The following is an 18,660-nucleotide window of genomic DNA, read 5'->3' as shown; positions in this document are numbered from 1 at the left end:
TTGACGGCGGCGCTCAGTCGTCATCGGGGATGGCGCGCGCCTCGCGTTCTTCGGGCGGCTTTTTCATCCATTGCCGGTGCAGCGCCTTCTCGACGACCCGCCCGGCCGTCAGCAGCAGGATCAGAATCATGGTCGCGATCAGCGCGACGCTCCACAGCCCCAAACCGCACACGATTCCTACTGCAGCCGTCACCCAGATCGACGCGGCCGTGGTCAGCCCGCGAATCCGGTTCAGGCTCGGATTCTGGATGATGACGCCCGCGCCCAGAAAGCCGATGCCCGTCATGATCCCCTGCACGACGCGCGACACGTCCGCGTTGGCGGTGAGCGGCTGCATCGAAAAACCCTGTGCGGACATCGTCGCGAGACAGGCGCCGAGCGACACGAGGCCGAGCGTCTTCATGCCTGTGGGCTTGCCGTGCAGATCGCGATCGAGCCCGATGATGCAGCCGATCGCCACCGCCGACAGCATGCGGATCACGACTTCCAGCAGGATGGGGAAAGGCAGCATGTTTTCGTGATCGCGTAAGGCGTGTCAGAAGAGTAATTGTCCGTCGAGTTTGACCTCGTTCATGACGAAGAAGGTTCGCACTTGCCGTACGTTCGGCAGGCCGAGGATCTTTTCGCTATGGAAGACGTTGAACGCGTTGAGATCGCGCACGCGCACCTTGAGGAAATAATCGACATCGCCCGCAACCAGCACGCACTCGAGCACTTGCGGCAGCTCGCGCGCGGCGCTTTCGAAGAGCGCAAAGCTCTCCTGCGTCGAGCGGTCCAGCACCACGCCGACCAGCACCAGCACGGGCCGCTGCACGGCAGCCGGGTCGATGCGCGCGTGTACGCCCTGAATTACGCGCAGGTCGAAGAGGCGCTTCGTGCGGTTCCAGCACGCCGCCGCGCTCAGACCGACGAATTTTGCCAGTTCGGCGTTACTCAGACGGCCGTCGTTCTGAAGCGCGCGGAGGATCTTGCGATCGGTGGCATCGAGTTCGGTCATCGTGATGATTCTTTTGTCACACAGTCTTGAATAAAACGATTCATTCGACAAGATGCGTTGAAGCAAATATTCTACTGCAAGTGCGAATTTTGTACGAAGCACATTCCGCGCACTAATTCCTAGAATGAGGTTCCTTCTCACGACCCAAGGACCTCACTCATGGCACTCGATCTCGAAAAGCGCTTCGGCCGCGTCACGCTCGGCTTCTTTCCCTCGCCGGTTCACAAGCTCGAACGGCTGTCGAAGGCGCTCGGCGTCTCGGTGTGGGCGAAGCGCGATGACGTTTCGTCGGGGCTCGCGTTCGGCGGCAACAAGATCCGCAAGCTCGAATGGCTCGCCGCCGATGCCGTGAAGCAAGGCGCCGATACGCTCGTCTCGATCGGCAACATCCAGTCGAATCACACGCGGCAGGTCGCGGCGGTGGCCGCCGTGCTCGGCATGCGCTGCCGGCTCGTGCAAGAGGAATGGACGCACTGGGACGATCCCGTGTACGACAAGGTCGGCAATATCCTGCTATCGCGGCTGATGGGCGCCGAGACGCTGCTCGAAGGCGAGGGCTACTCGACCGAGGTGAAAAAGACGTGGGAACGCGCGCTGGAACAGGTGCGCCGCGAGGGCGGCAAGCCGTACGCGATTCCGGCGGGCGCGTCGGATCATCCGCTTGGCGGCCTCGGCTACGCCAATTTCGCCGACGAACTCGCGCGCCAGGAAAACGAGACGGGCGTGTTCTTCGACACCGTGATCACCGCGACCTGCACCGGCTCGACGCAGGGCGGCATGGTCGCGGGCTTCAAGGCGCAGGAGCGGCCGCGCCGGCTGATCGGCATCGACACCGCCTGCGACGAAGCGATGACGCGCCGCGCCGTCACGAAAATCGCGCGGCAGACGGCGGAGCTGATCGGCATCGACAAACCCATCGACGACGCCGACGTGATCATCGATCCGCGCTTCGCCGGTCCGGACTACGGTTTGCCGGACGAGGCGACGATCGACGCGATCCGCACGGCGGCGCGGCTGGAAGCGATGCTGACCGATCCGGTGTACGAGGGGAAATCGATGGCGGGTTTGATCGCCATGGCGAAGGCGGGCGAGTTCGAGCCGGGTGCGAACGTGCTGTACGTGCATCTTGGCGGGGCGCCGGCGTTGAACGCGTATCACAAGGCGTTTGCGTGAGATGACGGGTCGCTTTTTTGACGCGCTACCTTAACCGCTGCACTCAATACAGCAAGGACCGCCCGTGCCCCAGCATCCCAAATTCACGATGGTCGACAACGCGCCGACGCCGGTCGGACCGTTCTCCCACGCGGCGGAAGCCGACGGCTGGGTGTTCCTGACCGGCCAGATGCCGACCGATCCAGCCGACGACAACGCACCGCTCCCCGAAGGCGTCGCGGCTCAGACGCGGCGCGTGATGGACAACCTGATTCTCGTGCTCGGCGGACTCGGCCTGACGCTGGACAGCGTCGTGAGCGCGCGCATCTTCCTGACCGAGTTCAAACGCGATTACGACGCGATGAACGCCGTCTACAAGTCATATTTTGTACCGAAGCCGCTGCCGGCGAGGACTTGCATCGGCGTGACGGGACTGGCGCGCGATGCGCTCGTCGAGATCGATTTCGTCGCTAGACGGCCGTAGTGCGGATCACGTACGTCGGGTTTTCGCCTTCGGCACGGCGTTCGCGTCGATCCATCGGAAGGTGAGATTGATGCGCTCGCCGCGCGCCTCCGGCTCTTTCGGCACGCGATGCACCCATTCGAGCTGCGTGCGCCCGCGCATCACGAGCAGGCTGCCGTGCGAGAGCGGCAGCGTGTGCGTCGCGTGCGTGCGGGCGTGGCGGAATTCGAACGTGCGCGTCGTGCCGAGACTCACCGAGGCGATCACCGGCTCCGGCCCGAGTTCGCGTTCCTTGTCGGCGTGCCAGCCCATGCTGTCCTGGCCCGAGCGGTAGCGGTTGAGCAGCACGCTATTGAAGCGCCCTCGCGACGCGTCCTCCGCGCGCTGCCGCAATTCCGCGACGGCGGGCGTCCACGGCTGCGGCACGTTGCGGATGCCCGAGTACGTGTAGACGGCGTCCGGCTCGCCCTGCCACGCGGTGAGGCGCGGCAGCGGCACGCGGCCGCCGGGCGTCGTCATCGTGTCCTGCCGCCAGCAGACTTCGTCGATCAACGCCGCCATCAGGTCGGAGGCGGTGTCGGCGGGAAGCCAGTCCGGCTGCCAGTCGATGTCCGGCTTGGGGATGTCGTCGAAGAGGTCGAACATGTTGAGAGACGTGAAATCCGGCCGCGTCGCGCGGCGAGAAGAATCACGATAGCAGACGCGCGCCGGCGAGTCCCCTTGCGCATCGATTATCCCGAAATTGTGCCATCGTCGATTTTGAGGCCGGTCAAGCAGGCGCCGGATGAGCATTATTAGAGGCCTGCGCCGGATTGTCTCCGCCGGAAACCGTGTGCTACAGTCGGCCGCGTTTATCTCAATAAGTGCGCCGGCGACGCCGCGCGCATCCAGCGGACCACGGGGACCCCATGAACACGACGAACGGTGCCAACGAGGGCACGGCGCCCGCGCGCCGCGTGCTTCTCGTCGACGACAGCGCCGACGCGGCGGAAGCCCTTTCGATGCTGCTCGAAACGCTCGGCCACGACGTGCGCACAAAGCACGACGGCGCGAGTGCGCTCGCCATCGTCGATGAATTCAGGCCGGAAGTCGTGATCTGCGACATCGGTTTGCCGGGGATGGACGGCTTCGCGGTTGCACGCGAGCTGCGCAAGCTGCCGTCGACGCGCGATGCGCTTCTGCTCGCGCTCACCGGTTTCGGCGGCGCCGACGACCGGGCGCGCGCGACCGCCGCGGGTTTCGATCATCACATCGTCAAGCCGGTTTCGTTCGCCGATCTCGAAACGCTGATCGACCGCTCCTTCGGGCCGGACCAGAAGCGCAATTTCTGACGCATCCGGTCACTCGACGCGCAGCTTCGCCATATACGGAAGGTGATCGGACAGCCACGCGGTGTCCTGCGTCGGCGTGATCCATTCGACGGGTTTCATGCCACGGATGAACATCTTGTCGAGCGCGAGCGCTGGTGAAAACGCCGGAAACGTCCGTCCCGATTCGCCGAGCAGCGTCGCCACCTCGTGCATCCCGAGTTCGCCGAAGAGCGGCACGGAATCGTTGCGCCAGTCGTTGAAATCGCCCGCGAGCACGAGCGGGCCGTCCGGCGCCTCCTTCGCGATCCAGTGTGCGATCCAGTTCATCTGACGCAAACGCGCCTGGCGCGTCAGCGCGAGGTGCGCGCACAGGAGCGTGATCGCGCGGCCGGCGAACGTCGCGCGCGCGACGAGCAGTCCACGCCGCTCGAAACGATGCGCCGAGATGTCCCAGCGGCCGGAGAGATCGAGCGGATGCGGCGACAAAATCGCGTTTCCATGACGCCACGACGGCTTGAACACGTTCGGCCCGAGCGCGATCTGCAATTCGAGCGAGGTCGCGATTTCGGTCGCCTGGCAATGCCAGATGTCGTCAGGCGGGGCGTCGAGCGGGTTGCCGAAGCCGGTGGCGAGCATCGGCTGCGGCATGCGCCGGGCCATCGCTTCCTGAAGGAAGTAGGCGTCGGCGTTGGTGGACTGGACCCAGCGCTGCATCGCCTTCCAGGCCTGGAGCCCGAGCGGCGAGCGGCCCTTGTGCAGGTTCCAGCTCACCGCGACGAATTCGGGCGGTTGATGGCCGGTCGGAAAGCTGTGCGGTAAAAGTTCGGGGTTTCGCATGCGTTTGGTGTTTTTGAGCGGCGCGGCCCGCGGGACACTCAGGCCGTCATTGAGCCGCCGCGGTGTTCAGGCTGGCCCGCACCCGATACGCCAGCGAGGGATTCTTGTCGACGATCGTCCAGTTCGACCATTCGCCGGGCTTGAGCATGAGACCCGGATGCGACGCGTTCACGACGCGCGGCTGCGGCGGCAGCTTGCAGCCCTGCGCTGTCGTGCGCGACGTGGTTTCTTCGAGCGTCTCCTGGGCTTCGATCGCGAGCGTGATGTCGTCAGCGGACGCGTGGACGGGCGAGACGGTCAGTGTGCGTTGCAAGTCGATGTCGCCGGCCGGTTTGTCTGCGCAGCCTACGCTGTTTTTCACGACGTTGTGATGCGTATCGGTGCGGGCCTGGCCGACGTTGGTCGTCGCGGAGAACGAATCGATCTGCTCGCCGTCGCGCAGCACCTGAAGCTCCCACTTTACCGGCTGCGACGCGGACGACTGTGCCTGGGCGTTCGGGAGCCCGGCGAGCGATGCGGCGAGGAGGAGCGGGGCCAGCAGGCGGGCGGCGGGGTGTTTCAGCATCGAAAGGTTTCTCCTGGAATGCGGGGTGGCGAGGCGGGTTTTCACGCCGGGCGGCCCGCGGGTCGGGAACGTGTTTCTGACACCGCGATGCTCGACGGGTTCAGCTTTCCGCCAGACAGCAGGATTTGCTCCCGGGCGTGGCGAGTTTGGCCGGGTGGGAATGCGTCGATGATACAGAGGGTTGAGGTGAGGCGCTTTTGACACATTTGTTGACGAAGCTGTCCCCATAACGTCAGTAGACTCGTGAGTTCGCGCATCCCGGGGTGCTCCCGGATGCGCGAAAGAACTGTCGCTGTCACTAATACTGACAAGTAGTGTGTTGTCGGCGATGCTAAATAAACCTATACTTTTTATAGGTAAGCATGACGACAAACCGGGATTGGGAAGCGCTAATCCACAAGATCGCGCAAGGTGGCGGAAGAGTTGAGTTTACCGACCACGCCTGGAAGCAGATGGACGCTCGCGACATTTCCTCAAGCATGGCCATGGACACGCTTCGCAATGGGCGCATTATCCGGCCGCCGCAAGTGAATGACGCGACTGGCGAGACAAAGTGCCGAATGGAACACTACTGCGCTGGCGAAGAGGTCAGAGTAGTCGTCGCTGTCACAGGCACCGGTGCAAACACGGCGGTGGTTATCACCGCATTTACGACTAGCGAGTGAACAATGTTTCAATTCACCGATGGTGGCCTCTCTAATGTCTGGCTTGCAAATGGCTACGAGGAGATTGATACGCCTTACGGAAAGGGCGTCTCCTTCCACGATCTCGATGGCCTCGTTAAGGCCGTCTGCATCGCGCTGACGCGAAAAATCACACCGCTTGCCGGCGCCGAATTCCGCTATCTGCGTCAAGCGCTCTGCTTGTCTCAAGGTGCGGTCGGCCAGTTGATGGACAAGACCGACCAGGCCATCGCAAAGTGGGAGAAGTCCGTCGAGCCCGTCCCGCGGTTGGCGGATTTCGCCATGCGCGCCATCTATCTGCAACACGCGGACGGCGACGAAGCCATCAAGAATCTGGTAACTGCGCTGAATGTGACCGAGCGCACGCTGCATTTCGTCATGCGCGAGACTCCGCGCGGGTGGCGTCATACCGAGCAGGCCGAGCAGCCAGCCAGCACTGACGTGTGATTGCGCGGCGCGCGTCCCTCGAAACCCCTCCCAAATTAGCAGCACCCCCCCACGACTGCTCGCTTGCCAGCCCTTTTGTCGTCGATACACTGACCTCATCGACTACAGAAAACGACGGGGTGTGACATGACGACAGCCGTGGTCAAACAGGAGCTTGCGGTCGCATCGTTCAGCAAGGTTTTCAGTCTCGACGACGTCGAAACCGCGCTGAACGATCTCTCCGAGGGCTCGAGCGAAGCCCTTCGCGCCACCTACGAAAAGATGCTCAAGGTCGGCAACCTGCGCTTTTGCGTGAAGCCGAACCGCATGCCGTCGATCGACGATCTCGTTGGCAACCTGCCCAACTTCGAGGAGCCGCTTGCCGACATCCGCAAGCAGATCGCGCTCTGTCTCGAAACCGAGGATCGCCTCGAACTCATGCCGATCCTGCTGCTCGGCGAGCCCGGCATCGGCAAGACGCATTTCGCGAAACAGCTCGCGCGGCTGCTCGGCACGACCAGCCATTATGTCGCGATGAGCTCGCTCACCGCTGGCTGGATCCTGTCGGGCGCGTCTTCGCAATGGCGCAACGCCAAGCCGGGCAAGGTTTTCGACGCGCTCGTCAACGGCAGCTACGCGAACCCGGTCATCACCGTCGACGAAATCGACAAAGCCACCGGCGACGCCCAGTACGACCCGCTCGGCGCGCTCTATTCGCTGCTCGAACACGACACGGCGGAAACCTTCGTCGACGAATTCGCCGAGGTGCCGATCAACGCGGGCAACGTCGTCTGGATCGCGACCGCGAATGACGCCCGCGCGATCCCCGAGCCGCTTTTGAACCGCATGAACGTGTATGAGATTCCGCCGCCCGATCGCGACGGCGCTCGGCGCATCGCTCAGGCGATCTACGCCGAGATCCGTGACGCGCACGCGTGGGGCCGGCGCTTTCCGGAAACGCTCGGCGACGCGCCGCTCGACGCGCTCACCAAAGCCTCGCCGCGCGCGATGCGCCGGGCGATGCTCAATGCGTTCGGCAACGCGCGCATCGAATCCCGGCACCAAGTGGAGGCGCGCGACATCCAGATCGACCACAATTCACGCAAGAAGGCGATCGGATTCTGAAAGCCCGTTGTTTTAAAACTTGCCGAAAAGGCCGTCGAAAGGCGGCTTTTCAGGCTCAAAACAGTCGATTTCTTGCCTTTTCTGAAATCAGTGCAGAAAACGATCTAATTCATGTGCGGTTGTTGTGCAACACGCAATAGTCCAGAAAGTAGAATGCATTGGATGAACCTGCGACGGAAAAGACATGGACCAGATCGAATGCGTAGTGATTGGAGCGGGCGTGGTCGGACTAGCGATCGCCCGGGCGCTCGCGGCGCGCGGCCGCGAAGTCGTGGTGCTGGAGGCGGGTGAAGGGGTCGGGATCGGCACGAGTTCGCGCAACAGCGAGGTGATTCACGCGGGCATTTACTATCCGCGCGGGTCGCTGAAGGCCGAGCTTTGCGTGCGCGGCCGCGCGATGCTCTACGAATTTTGTCAGTCGCACGGCGTGCCGCACCAGCGCTGCGGCAAGCTGCTCGTCGCGACCGCGCGCAACCAGGTGCCGCAACTCGCGGCGATCGAGCAAAAAGGCATCGAGAATCACGTCACCGGGCTGCAACGTTTGAGCGCCGCCGAGGCGATGTCGATGGAGCCGCAATTGCGATGCGTGGAGGCGGTGTGGTCGCCGGAAACCGGCATCGTCGACAGCCATCAGTTCATGCTCGCGCTGCAAGGCGACGCCGAGCGCGACGGCGCGAACATCGCCTTCCACACGCCCGTTACCGCGATCGACGCGCGCGAAGGCTGCTTCATCATCGATACCGGCGGCGCCACGCCGACGCGCCTGCGCGCCACGCACCTCGTCAACAGCGCGGGCCTCTTCGCGAACGACATCGCGCGCAAGATCCGCGGCCTCGACGACCGCCACGTCCCGCCGCTCTACTTCGCGAAGGGCAACTATTTCAGCGTGAGCGGCCGCGCGCCCTTCGACCGCCTGATCTATCCGATGCCGAACGAAGCCGGCCTCGGCGTGCATCTCACCATCGATCTCGGCGCGCAGGCGAAGTTCGGGCCGGACGTCGAGTGGGTGCAGTCGATCAGCTACGACGTCGATCCGCAGCGCGCGAACGCCTTCTACGCGGCGATCCGCGCGTACTGGCCAGGCCTGCCCGACGGCGCGCTGCAACCGGCCTACGCGGGCATCCGCCCGAAGCTCTCCGGCCCCGGCCAGGCCGCCGCTGACTTCATGATCCAGGGCAAGTCCGCGCATGGCGTGCGCGGGCTCGTGAACCTGTTCGGCATCGAGTCGCCGGGGCTGACGGCGTCGCTTGCGATCGCTGATCGCGTCGTCGAGATGATGCGTCTCACCTGACTTGTTGGCGCCTTTATCTATGACATTTGGGCTTCATGAGGCCGCTTCCGGTTGATATGCTGGGGTATCGCCGTCGTCAGAACGGCGCGTCGTCCCCCCAATACATGGAGCGAGTCATCATGAAGACATCCCGTCGTACGTTTCTCATATCGAGCATCGGCGTGGCCTCGACGCTGGCACTGAGCCGCACCGCCTTCGCCGCCGATGCCGCCAAGGTCGAGGAAAGCGATCCGACCGCGCAGGCACTCGGCTACAAGCACGACGCCAGCAAGGTGGACAAAGCCAAGTACACGAAATTCGTCGCCGGCCAGGATTGCGGCAACTGCTCGTTCTATCAGGGCAAAGCGGCCGACGCCTGGGCGCCGTGCCCGATGTTCGCCAATAAGCAGGTCGCCTCGAAGGGCTGGTGCAGCGCCTACAACAAGAAAGCCTGAAGCAGAGGGCCCTGACCCGCGGCGATCCGCCGGGGCCCGAAAGACACGGTTTCTCCAAAAGCCGGCCTGAGAGAAAAGAAGCGCGCCGACCTGACGGTCGAGCGCGCTTTTTTCATTGCTTGATAACGATGCGCGCCGTAATTACACTCGCCAAGGCATAAATCCGTCGAGCGCCGGATTCGCGGCTGATGGACGATCCAACCGAGGCACGGCGCCCGAAGGGCGGGAGCATTCATGGCAACTGTGAATCGAAAGACTGTCAGGCCACCGAACACGCGCGCCGTCGCGGCCGCCGTGATCGGCAACGCGCTCGAATGGTATGACTTCACGGTGTTCGGCTTCATGACGGTCGTGATCGCGCAGCTATTCTTCCCGAGCACCAGCGACTACGCCTCGATTCTCCTCACCACGGCGACCTTCGGCGTGGCCTTCGTGATGCGGCCGGTGGGCGGCATCGTCCTCGGGCTCTATGCCGATCGCGCGGGGCGCAAGGCGGCGCTGACTCTCGTCATCGGGCTGATGACGCTCGGCATCTTTCTGCTTGCGATCGCGCCGCCCTATTCGGCGATCGGCCTCGGCGCGCCGCTCATCATCGTGTTCGCGCGGCTGTTGCAGGGCTTCTCGGCGGGCGGAGAGTTCGGCAGTTCGACCGCGCTCCTCATCGAAGCCGCGCCGTTTTCAAAGCGCGGTTTCTACGGCAGCTTCCAGATGGCGAGCCAGGCGGCCGCGCTGCTGCTCGGCGCGGTAGTCGGTGCCGCGATCTCGCGCGGGATGTCGCCCGAGGCGCTGCATTCATGGGGCTGGCGCGTGCCGTTCATTCTCGGGCTGGTGATCGGGCCGGTCGGTTTCTACATCCGGCGCAACATGATGGACACGGAAGCCTTCCTGCACGCGAAGAAAACCGCCCGCCGCGCGACGCTCGGCGAAGTTTTTCGCGAACACAGCCGCGAAGTGCTATGCGGGCTCGGCTCGGTGATCGCGCTGACGGTGACGGTCTACGTGCTGATCGGCTATCTGCCGACGTTTGCGGTCAAGCAACTCGGGCTGCCGTTCGGGCAGTCGTTCACGGCGCTGATCGTCGGGAATCTGTTGCTGACGGTGCTTTCGCCCGTCGCGGGCGCGTGGTCCGATCGCATCGGCAGGAAGGGGTTGACGCTGTGGTCGCTCCTGATCACGCTCGTGATCATCTATCCGCTCTTCGCGTGGCTCGCGGCCGAGCCGAGCATGATGCGGCTCATTGTCGTGCAGGCGCTGCTGTCGATTGCGCTATCCGGCTATTACGGCCCGTTCGGCGCGCTGATCGCGGAGCTTTTTCCGGCGCATATTCGCTCGACGGGTTTATCGCTCGCGTACAACATCGCGGTGATGCTTTTCGGCGGCTTCGGGCAGTTCATCGTAACGTGGCTCATCCGCTCGACCGGCTCGCAGCTCGCGCCGGCGCTCTACGTGATGGCGGGAATCGCGCTGTCGCTGATCGCGGTGGCGTGCATTCCGGCGACGCGCCCCGCCGATGTCGACGAAGCGCGGCAACTGAGCCGATAGTCAACGGACTGGAACATGAAAGTCATCGAAAGCGAGAATTTCACGGCTGAACGCGCGTGGGGCGCGCTCGACGTCTGCGTGATGAACGGCATCTCGTGCCGCCTTCACTGGACGGACAAGCCGTACAAATGGCACGTCAACGACGGCGAGGAAGTTTTCGCCGTAATGCACGGCGAGGTGAAGATGCACGTGCGACGCGACGGCCGCGAGGAAACGCTGATGCTCAAGGCCGGCGATATCGTCCACGCGCAGGCCGGCGACGAGCACTACGCCGAGCCGGTCGGCGAGGCGCGCATTCTGGTGATCGAACAGGAAGGCAGCGTTTAGCGAGCCTTACCGCGTCAGCCCGGCTACGATCAGCAGTTCGGCGAGCGCTTCGGTCATGCCGCCTTCGTGCGCGGCGGCGCGTTCCTGCAATTGCTTGACGAGCGATGCGTCGAGCTTGCAGGCGAACGGCACGAGACCTTTTTCCTGATCGAGCTTGCGCTGTTCGCGGCGGTCAAGCTTCGGCTGCGCGCCTGCCTGGCCGATACGCGCGGCGCTGCTCTGCTTCAGATCGTTGGCGAGCTTGAGCGCCTTGTTTTTTTCGAGGTCGAATTTCTTCACAAGAAGCTCCGGGGTTTGGGGTGGAAGGGAAGCCGCGTATTGTACGAGCTTATTCTCGCGGTCTAGCCGTTACGCGGGTCTGCTCGCGTCGGCGAGGGCGTCGATGCGCTCGCGCATGCGCTTCCAGTGCGTCCCTTCCCAGAAGACGCGGCGGCAGACGTCGCACGTCACGAAGCGCGTGTGCCGCTCGCGCACGCCTTCGGGCACGCGGCCGTCGAGATCGTGCGGATGCGCCGGACGGAGCGGCGCGTTGCACATCAAACAAAGCCGAAACGCGCGCACATGCGGCGCGAGATTCAGCCGGTCGGCGATTTCGCGATACTGCGCATCGCCTTGCAGCGCGCGCACGTAACAGCCGTGCACGACGCTGCGGCGCTTCAGCAATTCGCGATCGCGCGTGAGCACGACGCGATGCTCGTCGAGCGCGAGTTGTTCGATTTCATCGTCGGGGAAGTTGTTGTCGTAGCGGGTGTCGAAGCCCGCGAGCCGCAGCAGTTGCGCGAGCGCGCCGAGATGCGCATCTGCGATGAAGCGCAATCCGGCGCCGCGCAACGGCGGCCTGAGCAGCAGCGCCCCGGTTTCCATGCCGCGCGGCGCCGCGTGCTTCGGATAGACGCCGATCGAATCGCCGTCGGCGATCGGCGCGTCAAACCCGGCCGGCTCGCCGTTCCGCAGGATCAACTCGACTTCCGTGTGCGGCACGCCGAGCGCCTCGATCATGTGCTTCGTCGACGATCCCTTCGCGCACGCGCAAACGAACGCCTTCTCGCGTTGCGGTCGCGCGAGGAATTCGTTCAGTTCGTGGTGGAAACGAAAGTGTGCGTGAACCATGTAACGAGTATCGCATCGCCCGGCGCTGCATGCTTCAGGTCGATGTGATCTACTGGCTCCGGCATTTTCTTCATTGAAAGGAGCATGGCATGGACATCGGTTTCATCGGACTGGGCGAAATGGGCAGCGCGATAGCGGGCAATGCGCTGAAGGCGGGGCACACGGTGCGCGTCTGGAACCGCTCGGCCGCGCGCACGAAGGCGCTGGCGGATCTGGGCGCGTCGGTCGTCGATACACCGGAGCAGGCGTTTTCCGGTGACGCCGCCTTTTCGATGCTCGCCGACGACGTCGCATTGCGCTCGGTCCTGATCGACGGTGGCCTGCTGAAGCACGCGCCGAAGGGCCTTGTCCACGTCAACATGGCGACGATCTCCGCCGCGCTCGCCGCCGAACTCACCGAGTTGCACGCGCAACACGGCGTCGCTTATGTGGCGGCGCCGGTGCTCGGCCGGCCGGACGTCGCGGCGGCGGGCAAGCTCAACATCCTCGCCGCCGGCGCCGACGACGCGATCGACCGCGTGCAGCCTGTCCTCGACGCGATCGGCCAGAAGACGTGGCGCGTCGGCACGAATCCGCAGCACGCGAACGTGCTGAAACTGGCGGCGAATTTCATGCTGGCATCGGCGATCGAGACGTTCGGCGAGGCGGCGGCGCTGGTCTCGGGCCACGGCATCGAAACACACGCGTTCCTCGACATCATCACGAACACGCTGTTTCCGGGGCCGGTGTATCAAGGCTACGGGAAGATGATCGCGGAGCGCCGCTACGAGCCGGCGCTCTTCAAGGCGCGGCTGGGGCTGAAGGACGTGCGGCTCGCGATGGCGGCGGCCGAAGCCGTCGATACGCCGTTGCCGATCGCGAGCCTCGTGCGCGACAGCCTGATCGATGCCGTCGCGCACGGCGGCGGCGATAAGGATTTCGCGGTGCTCGGCGAAGTCGCGGCGCGCCGGGCAGGGCGCTGAATTGTCAATAAACGTGGAATGAATAGGCGACTGCGTCTGCAGACGGCATAATCCGGTCCTATCTCAAAAATAGTCCGCCGCGATGAATCTGCATATCTGGTCGCTTTTTGTCGCCACCGTATTCGTCCTGTCCGCGATCCCCGGGCCGAACATGCTGCTGGTCATGACGCACGGCGCGCGCCACGGATTGCGGCGCTCCAGTGCGACGATGGCGGGCTGCTTATCGGCGTTGATCCTGATGTTCTCGGTATCGGCGGCGGGGCTCGGTGTCTTTCTGGAAGCGTGGCCCGCGATGTTCGACACGCTGCGGTTCGCTGGCGCTGCGTATCTGGTCTGGCTCGGCGTGAAAAGCTGGCGGGCGAAAGTGTCTGAAGCCGAAGTCGACATCCCGGCCACGGAGAACACCGGCAGCCTTGCGCTCTTCCGCAACGGCTTCCTGATCGCGAGCAGCAATCCGAAGTCGATCGTGTTCGCCGCCGCGCTTCTCCCCCAATTCATCGATGCGACCCGTCCGACGCTGCCGCAATTTGGCGTGCTCGTCGCGACGTTCGCTGTGATCGAAGTGAGCTGGTATCTGATTTACGCGGCACTCGGCACGCGGATCGGCGCGAAGCTGAAGAGCGGGAATGTCGCGAAGGCGTTCAACCGGCTGACGGGCGGCATTTTCGTCGGCTTCGGAGCGATGATGGCGCTGGTGCGGCATTGATGCGTCTCGAAACAGAGCTCGTCGCAATTTGTGTGAAAAATCCGCGATATCGACGTGAATCGTGAAACGTCCGACGAATTCTCTCGTGGATCGTGTCTTGCTACTAGATGATGTGTTTCATTCGCTTTCGAACATACGTACGCGGAATCCGGGTGCACAGTGCCCTTCGAACAACGTCTTGCGTCGATCGAAGAAGAATAGCGACAAAGGGAGGCGCCACATGTTTGCTTTAGGACGAGCGGTCGCCTCAGCCATAGCCGCGCTTCTGCTTTGCGTCGGGCTCCCCGCCTTCGCCGACGACACACCCACGCCCTGCGACGCGCTCAAGCACATCGTCGCGGCGGCGCCCGGATTTTCCTCGCTTACGCCTGACGACGGCCGCGCCGTCGCGCTCCCTCATGGCGACGACGCCAAATGCGCGTCGTCACACGGCAGCTACCAATGCGTGTGGACGTCGCACAGCGGATCGACCGTGGATGCACTGCAGGGCGTCGCGGCCGACATCGCGTCCTGCCTGCCCGACGCCACCCACGACCAGAATTCTCCTTCCCGCCAGCACTTCTATCTGGGCGCGCGCGGCCAGCGCACTCAGATCGTCGCGACGACGGCGGGCGCCAACAAGCTAAAGCTCGTGATATCGGGCAACAAGTGAGACTGCCGTGACCAAACGCATCCTGATCGCCGACGATGACGACGACTCCCTGATCGGGTTGTCGAACCTGCTCAACGGAATGGGCTACGAGGTGGCGCTCGCGGCAAACGGTTCGCAGGCCGTCGATGTTGCGCAGCAATTCGCGCCGGAGGTCGTGATCCTCGACCTCGGCATGCCGCAGATGAACGGGCTCGAGGCGGCGCGCGCGTTGCGGACCTTGCCGAATGGACGCTCGCTGTTGATCGTCGCGCTGACAGGATGGGGCCAGCCGCAGCATCACGAAATGACGCAGGACGCCGGTTTCGACGTTCATCTCGTCAAGCCGGTGTCGGCGGATCAGTTGGGCTTCATCTTGTCCATGACACAACCGTAGCTGACGTTGCAGGAGCGAGACAGAACGTCGCACGATGTTGCGGCGCACCAATGATTTTGGTACAGTCGTTCTTGTCTCCTCCATGTCTCCACTGATATGGATTCAACCCGCCCTCGCAGGCGGGTTTTTTTTCGACTGCAGCTTCTTGCGCCTTTCGGCGAAAGAAAAAGCCGATGCGCTTTTCAGCGAATCGGCTTGGCGGTCGAAGCAATCGCGCCTGCGCGGTTCTTACCGCTTCAACCCCGCCTCTTCATCCGCGCCGATGTGCAGATTCATGCACTGGATCGCCGCGCCCGAGGCGCCCTTGCCCAGATTGTCCAGCCGCGCCACGGTCACGAAGCGCTCGTCGTTGCCGAACACGAAGATATCGACGCGATTTGTGTCGTTGCACGCCTGCACATCGAAGAAACCGTCGTCGAGATTGCTTCCCGCGTTGAACGGCAGCACGCGGATGAACGGCTCGTTCGCGTAGTATTCGGCGAGCATCGATTGCACGTCCTGCGGCTTGGCGGCGCGCGCGAGCTGATTCGGCGAGAAATAGGTCGTGACCGCCAGCCCCTTCAGGAAGTTGCCGACGATCGGCGTGAAGATCGGCGCGCTTTTCAGCCCCGAGCGCACCGCCATCTCCGGCAGATGCTTGTGCGTCAACCCAAGCGCATACGGACGCGGGCTCGTGAGCTTCGCGTCGCCGCCCGCTTCGTAATCCGCGATCATTTTCTTGCCGCCGCCGCTGTAGCCCGTGATCGAGTACGCGTGCGCGTCGAAGTCGGCGGGGACGAGGCCGCCTGCCACCAGCGGCTGCATCGACAGCACGAACGCCGACGCATGGCACCCCGGCACCGCGATGCGCTTGGCCGTGCGCAGCCGTTCGCGCTGGGCGCGGGTCAATTCCGGAAGGCCGTACGCCCAGTCGTCCTGCGTGCGGAACGCGGTGCTCGCGTCGATCACGCACGTATTGTCGTTCTCGACGAGCGACACCGATTCGCGCGACGCCACGTCGGGCAGGCACAGGAACGTCACGTCCGACGCGTTGATCAGACGCCGGCGCTCTTCGACGTCCTTGCGCTTCGCTTCGTCGATGCGCAACACCTCGATGTCCCGCCGCTCCGACAGATATTCAAAAATCTTCAGGCCGGTGGTGCCTTCCTGTCCGTCGACAAATACTTTCGTGGTCATCTCGATCTCGCTGGTTCGGCCTCGCCGCGCAGTGCGCGCGGGGAGTGGCAAAAGCGCCATTTTAATGCGCTTCGAAGTCAGCGGTATGGCGGGCAATCAGAACCGGCCGATCGGCTGACCCCGGCGATGCCTACTTGCCCGTCCAGCGCGCCGTCACGGCCGCGACGCGCGCGCCGAATGCTTTCGCGGTTTCGAGGTCGCCGGGCGGCGGCGCTTCGTCCGGCGACGCATCCGCCGGCGATTGCGCGAGCAACCCCGTAAAGCCGCCGACGAAGTTCAGGTCGTTGCGCGTCGCGGCCTTCGTGTTCGACGGCATCATGCCGGTGCCCGCCCAGAGCATGCCGTGCTGCATCGCGAGCGTGACGAGGTAGGTGATCGTGTTGAACTTGTCGCCGTTCATGGTCGCGGAATTCGTGAAGCCCGCCGCGACCTTGTCCTTCCACTTCTGCGCAAACCACGGCTTCGAGCTGGCGTCGGCGAATTTCTTGAAGTCCGCCGACGGCCCGCCCATGTAGGTCGGCGCGCCGAAGATGATGCCGTCGGCGGCGTCGAGCTCGGCCCAGGCGGCGTCGTCGAGATCGCCGACCGCGACGATCTTCGACTCGGCGCCCGCGTCCTGCGTGCCGGCGAGCACGGCTTCGGCCACTTTCTTCGTATGGCCGTAGCCACTGTGATAAACGATGACGATTTTCGGCACGGCGTTGTCCTTTGGTTTGTGGTTAGGGGCATCCTGCGCAGTGTGGCGGGTGCCTGCGCTGCGGGAACGGCGCAATGCAAACGATTACACAGGATCACTGAGCAAGCGAGTATAACAAAGACAAATTGCGTATATCCGGCGCGCTGGAGGACGGCAGTGCGCGCCCGTCAGCGCCCGTAAGTGAAGACGAGCTGCGCGCTGGCGAGCGTCGTCGTGCGGATTTCGTGCTCGAACATCAGCGCCGGACGCCCCTGACGCAGCCGCAAGTCGCTGGAGTTGAGCGCATACACCGTGATCACATAGCGATGTGCTTTTCCGGGCGGCGGGCAGGGGCCGGCGTAGCCGTCGGTGTCGAAGTCGTTGCGGGCCTCGACGGCGCCCATCTTCCGCAGGACGCCCGATCCGCTCGCGTTGGCCGGCAGTTGCGTCACGGTCGCGGGAATGCCGGCCGCCGCCCAGTGCCACCAGCCGCGGCCGGGCGCGTCCGGATCGAAGATCGTTATCGCGAAGCTGCGCGTCTCGGCGGGCGCGCCGTGCCAGGAGAGTTGCGGCGAGTGATTGCCCCCCTTGCAGTCTGTCTGATCAAAGAGCAATGTGGGCGGTACGGCCTTGCCAGCCGACAGATCGGCGCTCTTGACGGTAAACGCCGCTTCGGCGTGCGCCCGGGGCGCCTTGTATACGATCACGGCCGAACACAGCATCGCGAGGACCATCGTGGAGCGGCGCGGACGAGGCGCGGCGAGACGCAGGGCCAGACATGCCAGGGGCATAGTGCGGTTTCTCCGTATGAGGCGCCGGTGCTCCCTAGCACCGTTACGCTGATCGTAACGATGTATTTTGTCTCAGAAATGGGCTTTATGCGGATTTCGAGTTTAAGATTGCAACAAAGCATTAAAATTTTTTGCTCGTCACGTAAAGATCGCGCACGGTTCTTGTATTGACCTTGGCGTGACGCGGACGGCTCGATCGCAAAGTTTCACATGGATCAAGACATGGAAAACAACATGACGACGCTTATCTGCAAGGCGTCCGGTCAATTGCAGTGGATGGAGGAATAATGAGCCAGCGAATCAGGGTGATAATCGCCGACGACCATCCGGTGATTTTATTCGGCGCGGCGCAGGCATTGCTCCGTTTTCCGGAGGTCGAAGTCGTCGGGCAGGCGCGCCAGTCCACGGAACTCATTCCGCTCTTGCAGAAAACCCCCTGCGACGTGCTCGTCTCCGACCTCGCCATGCCAGGCGGGCAATTCGGCGACGGCATGCCTTTACTGGGCTATATCGGGCGGCAGTTTTCGAACGTGCGCATCGTCGTGTTGACGATGCTCGAGAACCCCGCGCTGCTCAAGCGTCTGCGCGAAGTCGGCGTGAACGCCGTGATCAGCAAGGCGGACGACCTGAGCCACATCGGCCTCGCGGTCGTGCAGGTCATGCGCGGGAAGGAATATATCGGGCCATCGGTTCAGAAGGCGCTCGACAGCATGGGCTTGAGCGCGAGCGGCGCGCAGCGGGACGTGGTTTTGTCGAAACGCGAACTGGAAGTGGTGCGGCTTTTCGTTTCCGGCATGACGATTACTGAAATTGCCGCGCAATTACGCCGTAGTATCAAAACGATCAGCACGCAGAAAAACACCGCGATGCGCAAACTCGGCATCGAGCGCGATTCCGAATTGTTTCAATATGCGCAGAGTAATGGTTTATTGAATCTATCGGCGTATGTCGGCGACGGGAATCTCGATACGCCACTGCCTCAAAATCCCGAAACCCGATAATCGATTAACTTGTTAATGCGTAATGAAAAAGCCGCTGGTCCCGTCGAGGACCAGCGGCTTT

At 63.5% G+C, this 18,660-nt stretch carries 25 protein-coding genes; 15 read left to right on the top strand and 10 right to left on the bottom strand.

From position 1 onward, the window contains the following. Window positions 1-13 precede the first annotated feature (13 nt). A complete protein-coding gene (locus tag AWB65_RS25855; RefSeq protein WP_235007766.1) occupies window positions 14-511 on the bottom strand; it encodes an MgtC/SapB family protein in 498 nt (165 codons plus the stop codon). Between the two features lie 24 nt (window positions 512-535). Further along, complete coding sequence (locus AWB65_RS25850) at window positions 536-997, bottom strand: Lrp/AsnC family transcriptional regulator (protein WP_087669870.1); 462 nt, start codon at window positions 995-997, stop codon at window positions 536-538. A 159-nt stretch (window positions 998-1,156) separates the two neighbouring features. Between AWB65_RS25850 and AWB65_RS25845 the strand changes: the two genes are divergently transcribed. Both AWB65_RS25845 and AWB65_RS25840 read left to right on the top strand, forming a co-directional pair. Continuing rightward, window positions 1,157-2,170 carry a 1-aminocyclopropane-1-carboxylate deaminase gene (locus AWB65_RS25845; protein ID WP_087669869.1) on the top strand — a complete coding sequence of 338 codons (1,014 nt, stop codon included), beginning with the start codon at window positions 1,157-1,159 and terminating at the stop codon, window positions 2,168-2,170. Between the two features lie 88 nt (window positions 2,171-2,258). Next, complete coding sequence (locus AWB65_RS25840; RefSeq protein WP_200821799.1) at window positions 2,259-2,633, top strand: RidA family protein; 375 nt, start codon at window positions 2,259-2,261, stop codon at window positions 2,631-2,633. A gap of 6 nt (window positions 2,634-2,639) precedes the next feature. Here AWB65_RS25840 and AWB65_RS25835 read toward each other — a convergent pair whose 3' ends face one another. Next, complete coding sequence (locus AWB65_RS25835; RefSeq protein ID WP_087669867.1) at window positions 2,640-3,257, bottom strand: alpha-ketoglutarate-dependent dioxygenase AlkB family protein; 618 nt, start codon at window positions 3,255-3,257, stop codon at window positions 2,640-2,642. Window positions 3,258-3,520: 263 nt separating this feature from the next. Here AWB65_RS25835 and AWB65_RS25830 point away from each other — a divergent pair, with 263 nt between their 5' ends. Continuing rightward, complete coding sequence (locus AWB65_RS25830) at window positions 3,521-3,943, top strand: response regulator (RefSeq protein ID WP_087669866.1); 423 nt, start codon at window positions 3,521-3,523, stop codon at window positions 3,941-3,943. A gap of 9 nt (window positions 3,944-3,952) precedes the next feature. On the opposite strand, the gene AWB65_RS25825 is transcribed toward AWB65_RS25830, so the two are convergent. Next, window positions 3,953-4,759, bottom strand: a complete 807-nt coding sequence (locus tag AWB65_RS25825) for an endonuclease/exonuclease/phosphatase family protein (protein WP_087669865.1) — start codon at window positions 4,757-4,759, stop codon at window positions 3,953-3,955. A gap of 46 nt (window positions 4,760-4,805) precedes the next feature. Beyond that, window positions 4,806-5,324, bottom strand: coding sequence for a hypothetical protein (locus tag AWB65_RS25820; RefSeq protein WP_087669864.1), 519 nt, complete (start codon window positions 5,322-5,324; stop codon window positions 4,806-4,808). Between the two features lie 362 nt (window positions 5,325-5,686). Here AWB65_RS25820 and AWB65_RS37890 point away from each other — a divergent pair, with 362 nt between their 5' ends. The 7 genes from AWB65_RS37890 to AWB65_RS25785 all read left to right on the top strand — a co-directional run bounded on the left by AWB65_RS37890 (window position 5,687) and on the right by AWB65_RS25785 (window position 11,152). After that, a complete protein-coding gene (locus tag AWB65_RS37890; RefSeq protein WP_087669863.1) occupies window positions 5,687-5,989 on the top strand; it encodes a DUF4258 domain-containing protein in 303 nt (100 codons plus the stop codon). 3 nt (window positions 5,990-5,992) lie between these two features. Further along, complete coding sequence (locus AWB65_RS25810) at window positions 5,993-6,454, top strand: helix-turn-helix domain-containing protein (protein ID WP_087669862.1); 462 nt, start codon at window positions 5,993-5,995, stop codon at window positions 6,452-6,454. A gap of 126 nt (window positions 6,455-6,580) precedes the next feature. Next, complete coding sequence (locus AWB65_RS25805) at window positions 6,581-7,558, top strand: AAA family ATPase (protein ID WP_087669861.1); 978 nt, start codon at window positions 6,581-6,583, stop codon at window positions 7,556-7,558. Window positions 7,559-7,742: 184 nt separating this feature from the next. After that, window positions 7,743-8,849 carry an NAD(P)/FAD-dependent oxidoreductase gene (locus tag AWB65_RS25800; protein ID WP_087669860.1) on the top strand — a complete coding sequence of 369 codons (1,107 nt, stop codon included), beginning with the start codon at window positions 7,743-7,745 and terminating at the stop codon, window positions 8,847-8,849. 119 nt (window positions 8,850-8,968) lie between these two features. Beyond that, window positions 8,969-9,283, top strand: coding sequence for a high-potential iron-sulfur protein (locus AWB65_RS25795; protein WP_087669859.1), 315 nt, complete (start codon window positions 8,969-8,971; stop codon window positions 9,281-9,283). Window positions 9,284-9,517: 234 nt separating this feature from the next. Further along, complete coding sequence (locus tag AWB65_RS25790) at window positions 9,518-10,825, top strand: MFS transporter (RefSeq protein WP_087669858.1); 1,308 nt, start codon at window positions 9,518-9,520, stop codon at window positions 10,823-10,825. A 15-nt stretch (window positions 10,826-10,840) separates the two neighbouring features. Beyond that, window positions 10,841-11,152 carry a cupin domain-containing protein gene (locus AWB65_RS25785; RefSeq protein WP_087669857.1) on the top strand — a complete coding sequence of 104 codons (312 nt, stop codon included), beginning with the start codon at window positions 10,841-10,843 and terminating at the stop codon, window positions 11,150-11,152. A 6-nt stretch (window positions 11,153-11,158) separates the two neighbouring features. Here the strand turns inward: AWB65_RS25785 and AWB65_RS25780 are convergent, their stop codons facing one another. Both AWB65_RS25780 and AWB65_RS25775 read right to left on the bottom strand, forming a co-directional pair. Then, window positions 11,159-11,431: a hypothetical protein gene (locus AWB65_RS25780; RefSeq protein ID WP_087669856.1), complete on the bottom strand. Its 273-nt coding sequence runs from the start codon at window positions 11,429-11,431 to the stop codon at window positions 11,159-11,161. A gap of 69 nt (window positions 11,432-11,500) precedes the next feature. Then, window positions 11,501-12,262, bottom strand: coding sequence for a Mut7-C RNAse domain-containing protein (locus AWB65_RS25775; protein ID WP_087669855.1), 762 nt, complete (start codon window positions 12,260-12,262; stop codon window positions 11,501-11,503). Window positions 12,263-12,351: 89 nt separating this feature from the next. Between AWB65_RS25775 and AWB65_RS25770 the strand changes: the two genes are divergently transcribed. The 4 genes from AWB65_RS25770 to AWB65_RS25755 all read left to right on the top strand — a co-directional run bounded on the left by AWB65_RS25770 (window position 12,352) and on the right by AWB65_RS25755 (window position 14,955). Further along, window positions 12,352-13,224: an NAD(P)-dependent oxidoreductase gene (locus AWB65_RS25770; protein WP_087669854.1), complete on the top strand. Its 873-nt coding sequence runs from the start codon at window positions 12,352-12,354 to the stop codon at window positions 13,222-13,224. Window positions 13,225-13,306: 82 nt separating this feature from the next. Beyond that, on the top strand, window positions 13,307-13,930 hold the full coding sequence (locus AWB65_RS25765) for a LysE family translocator (RefSeq protein WP_087669853.1): 624 nt from the start codon (window positions 13,307-13,309) through the stop codon (window positions 13,928-13,930). Window positions 13,931-14,150: 220 nt separating this feature from the next. After that, window positions 14,151-14,582: a hypothetical protein gene (locus AWB65_RS25760; RefSeq protein ID WP_087669852.1), complete on the top strand. Its 432-nt coding sequence runs from the start codon at window positions 14,151-14,153 to the stop codon at window positions 14,580-14,582. Window positions 14,583-14,589: 7 nt separating this feature from the next. Beyond that, window positions 14,590-14,955 (top strand): response regulator, encoded by a 366-nt coding sequence (locus tag AWB65_RS25755; protein WP_087656736.1) that lies wholly within the window; start codon window positions 14,590-14,592, stop codon window positions 14,953-14,955. A gap of 228 nt (window positions 14,956-15,183) precedes the next feature. On the opposite strand, the gene argC is transcribed toward AWB65_RS25755, so the two are convergent. The 3 genes from argC to AWB65_RS25740 all read right to left on the bottom strand — a co-directional run bounded on the left by argC (window position 15,184) and on the right by AWB65_RS25740 (window position 17,598). Next, a complete protein-coding gene (gene argC, locus AWB65_RS25750) occupies window positions 15,184-16,131 on the bottom strand; it encodes an N-acetyl-gamma-glutamyl-phosphate reductase (protein WP_087669851.1) in 948 nt (315 codons plus the stop codon). Between the two features lie 130 nt (window positions 16,132-16,261). Further along, entirely contained in the window at window positions 16,262-16,828 is a 567-nt protein-coding gene (locus AWB65_RS25745) for a flavodoxin family protein (protein ID WP_087669850.1), read from the bottom strand. A 167-nt stretch (window positions 16,829-16,995) separates the two neighbouring features. Beyond that, window positions 16,996-17,598, bottom strand: a complete 603-nt coding sequence (locus AWB65_RS25740; protein WP_087669849.1) for a YbhB/YbcL family Raf kinase inhibitor-like protein — start codon at window positions 17,596-17,598, stop codon at window positions 16,996-16,998. Window positions 17,599-17,885: 287 nt separating this feature from the next. On the opposite strand from AWB65_RS25740, the gene AWB65_RS25735 reads away from it, so the two are divergent. Continuing rightward, a complete protein-coding gene (locus AWB65_RS25735; protein ID WP_087669848.1) occupies window positions 17,886-18,599 on the top strand; it encodes a response regulator in 714 nt (237 codons plus the stop codon). Window positions 18,600-18,660: the final 61 nt, after the last annotated feature.

The sequence above is a fragment of the Caballeronia humi genome (genome assembly GCF_001544475.1).
Taxonomy (GTDB): Bacteria; Pseudomonadota; Gammaproteobacteria; order Burkholderiales; family Burkholderiaceae; genus Caballeronia; species Caballeronia humi.
Note: the sequence above shows the minus strand (reverse complement) of the source record. Positions and strands in the feature narration are given on the sequence as shown.

What these genes read in the sequence shown, in the direction of transcription:
- AWB65_RS25855 (WP_235007766.1), bottom strand. Translation starts at nt 511, where the DNA reads ATGCTGCCTTTCCCCATCCTGCTGGAAGTCGTGATCCGCATGCTGTCG.
- AWB65_RS25850 (WP_087669870.1), bottom strand. Translation starts at nt 997, where the DNA reads ATGACCGAACTCGATGCCACCGATCGCAAGATCCTCCGCGCGCTTCAG.
- AWB65_RS25845 (WP_087669869.1), top strand. Translation starts at nt 1,157, where the DNA reads ATGGCACTCGATCTCGAAAAGCGCTTCGGCCGCGTCACGCTCGGCTTC.
- AWB65_RS25840 (WP_200821799.1), top strand. Translation starts at nt 2,259, where the DNA reads ATGGTCGACAACGCGCCGACGCCGGTCGGACCGTTCTCCCACGCGGCG.
- AWB65_RS25835 (WP_087669867.1), bottom strand. Translation starts at nt 3,257, where the DNA reads ATGTTCGACCTCTTCGACGACATCCCCAAGCCGGACATCGACTGGCAG.
- AWB65_RS25830 (WP_087669866.1), top strand. Translation starts at nt 3,521, where the DNA reads ATGAACACGACGAACGGTGCCAACGAGGGCACGGCGCCCGCGCGCCGC.
- AWB65_RS25825 (WP_087669865.1), bottom strand. Translation starts at nt 4,759, where the DNA reads ATGCGAAACCCCGAACTTTTACCGCACAGCTTTCCGACCGGCCATCAA.
- AWB65_RS25820 (WP_087669864.1), bottom strand. Translation starts at nt 5,324, where the DNA reads ATGCTGAAACACCCCGCCGCCCGCCTGCTGGCCCCGCTCCTCCTCGCC.
- AWB65_RS37890 (WP_087669863.1), top strand. Translation starts at nt 5,687, where the DNA reads ATGACGACAAACCGGGATTGGGAAGCGCTAATCCACAAGATCGCGCAA.
- AWB65_RS25810 (WP_087669862.1), top strand. Translation starts at nt 5,993, where the DNA reads ATGTTTCAATTCACCGATGGTGGCCTCTCTAATGTCTGGCTTGCAAAT.
- AWB65_RS25805 (WP_087669861.1), top strand. Translation starts at nt 6,581, where the DNA reads ATGACGACAGCCGTGGTCAAACAGGAGCTTGCGGTCGCATCGTTCAGC.
- AWB65_RS25800 (WP_087669860.1), top strand. Translation starts at nt 7,743, where the DNA reads ATGGACCAGATCGAATGCGTAGTGATTGGAGCGGGCGTGGTCGGACTA.
- AWB65_RS25795 (WP_087669859.1), top strand. Translation starts at nt 8,969, where the DNA reads ATGAAGACATCCCGTCGTACGTTTCTCATATCGAGCATCGGCGTGGCC.
- AWB65_RS25790 (WP_087669858.1), top strand. Translation starts at nt 9,518, where the DNA reads ATGGCAACTGTGAATCGAAAGACTGTCAGGCCACCGAACACGCGCGCC.
- AWB65_RS25785 (WP_087669857.1), top strand. Translation starts at nt 10,841, where the DNA reads ATGAAAGTCATCGAAAGCGAGAATTTCACGGCTGAACGCGCGTGGGGC.
- AWB65_RS25775 (WP_087669855.1), bottom strand. Translation starts at nt 12,262, where the DNA reads ATGGTTCACGCACACTTTCGTTTCCACCACGAACTGAACGAATTCCTC.
- AWB65_RS25770 (WP_087669854.1), top strand. Translation starts at nt 12,352, where the DNA reads ATGGACATCGGTTTCATCGGACTGGGCGAAATGGGCAGCGCGATAGCG.
- AWB65_RS25765 (WP_087669853.1), top strand. Translation starts at nt 13,307, where the DNA reads ATGAATCTGCATATCTGGTCGCTTTTTGTCGCCACCGTATTCGTCCTG.
- AWB65_RS25760 (WP_087669852.1), top strand. Translation starts at nt 14,151, where the DNA reads ATGTTTGCTTTAGGACGAGCGGTCGCCTCAGCCATAGCCGCGCTTCTG.
- argC (WP_087669851.1), bottom strand. Translation starts at nt 16,131, where the DNA reads ATGACCACGAAAGTATTTGTCGACGGACAGGAAGGCACCACCGGCCTG.
- AWB65_RS25740 (WP_087669849.1), bottom strand. Translation starts at nt 17,598, where the DNA reads ATGCCCCTGGCATGTCTGGCCCTGCGTCTCGCCGCGCCTCGTCCGCGC.
- AWB65_RS25735 (WP_087669848.1), top strand. Translation starts at nt 17,886, where the DNA reads ATGAGCCAGCGAATCAGGGTGATAATCGCCGACGACCATCCGGTGATT.